Below are 1729 nucleotides of genomic sequence, written 5' to 3' on the forward strand. Positions count from 1 at the left end.
GTTTTTGTGTCTTAACGAGTATTTGTTCTCGTTGAACGAACCAAACCCCCGTAAAACGGGGTCTGTGGGTTTTATATATATAAAGCAAACAGTCATGAAAACTATCGCAACTTTAATTTTTGTTCTTTTTATCGGAGTAGCAGCACAAGCACAAACTGCAACAGAAGAGGTTGCAATCGATATCGTTGAAATGACAATTACTACAGAAACTACAGTTGAAGAAGCAACTGCCGAAAAGAATACTGAAGTAGCTCGTTTATACAGAAGAACAAACAGCAGAGTTAAAAAAGCATTGTCTTTTACAACTAAAAGAAACAGAGCTAAAAAAGCATAATTCAAAAAGCTAATATCTAATAGCACATTAATACTAATTATGTCTTTTTAAATACAACGGATTAGATAATTTACTCCAAGGTTCAAAAAAGTTATATTTGGATAGGTTATCATCTATTCCAAATAGCTTCAAATTGAAAAAAATACTTCATAAGGTACATTTATACTTAGGGCTTGCTATAGGATGTATATTTTTTATTATTGCATTTTCTGGAGCAATTTATACATGGGAACCAGAAATAGCCACAATTATATATAAGCAAAAGGTAAAACCGAAAAATACCTCTTTTGTAAAAGTATCGACATTGAAAGCAAATATGGTTAAAGAACTTCCTAACGGCGATTTTCGAGGTGTTCTTTTTCAAGGCCGAGCCAAAACTGCAAACGTATTATTATATGTGCCAGGCACCTACTATTACGCTTATATGGATCCTTATTCAGGTCAACTCATTCATTTACAAGACATGAAGAAAGGTTGGCTAAATATATTAAAAATGCTACATAGAAATTTGCTTCTAGGCGATGTTGGAAAACAAATAGTTCATTGGGTAACATTGTTGGCCCTAATAATGGTTTTGAGTGGTATAGTATTATGGTGGCCCAATAAGAAATTCAAAAGAAAGAATCATTTTACAATAAAATGGGCGTCACGGTCTGTAAAGCTTAATTATGATTTACATAATGTATTAGGATTTTATGCTTCCTGGATAGGGGTATTAGTTATTTTGACAGGTGTTTTTTGGGGCTTTAAATCTTTTCGGAATGTTATTAAGAGTACAGTGACCAAGAAAGAAATTGCATATGCCCTGCCTAAATCTGATACAACAGTAAATTTTGGAACTCATAATATACAGATTATGGTAGATAGTCTTGCCAATAATTTTCTAAGTAACAAACCAGATACTTTTATGCGAATTAGTTTTCCACATAAGGCTACGGATCCAATAGTTATGACTATGCCAGATGTCTTAAATAGAGTACATCGCACAAATAATTATTATTTCGATCAATATACGGGTAAGTTAATTCAGGGTAAATTTGAAAATGGCTTATATAACGAGTCTAGTGCCTTTAAGACGATAAACGGACTTACTTACGATATTCACTTGGGCAATTTAGGCGGCTTTTTTGGACGGTTAATAGTTTGTCTAACATCATTAGTAATGGCTTCGTTACCTATTACTGGGTTCATAATATGGTTTAGTAAAAGATAATGCTACATTTTTAATATTTTCATTCACTTTAAATCGATTTAATCCCGATTAAAAACACCTTCTTCCGATAAGGTGTTTTAGGTGTTGATTACCGTTATCGGAGCTTTTTTACAGTTAATCAGAGTTTTTGTGTCTTAACGAGTATTTGTTCTCGTTGAACGAACCAAACCCCCGTAAAACGG

At 33.0% G+C, this 1729-nt stretch carries 2 protein-coding genes; both read left to right on the plus strand.

Annotation, left to right across the window (positions count from 1 at the left end; translation table 11 throughout):
* A partial coding sequence (locus ABJF52_RS02600; RefSeq protein ID WP_348145872.1) for a hypothetical protein occupies positions 1–334 on the plus strand: 334 nt, incomplete at its 5' end.
* Between the two features lie 133 nt (positions 335–467).
* Complete coding sequence (locus ABJF52_RS02605) at positions 468–1547, plus strand: PepSY-associated TM helix domain-containing protein (protein ID WP_348145875.1); 1080 nt, start codon at positions 468–470, stop codon at positions 1545–1547.
* Positions 1548–1729: the final 182 nt, after the last annotated feature.

Origin of the sequence: Aurantibacter sp. (assembly GCF_039941195.1) — a bacterium.
In the GTDB taxonomy this organism is placed as follows: Bacteria; Bacteroidota; Bacteroidia; order Flavobacteriales; family Flavobacteriaceae; genus Aurantibacter_A.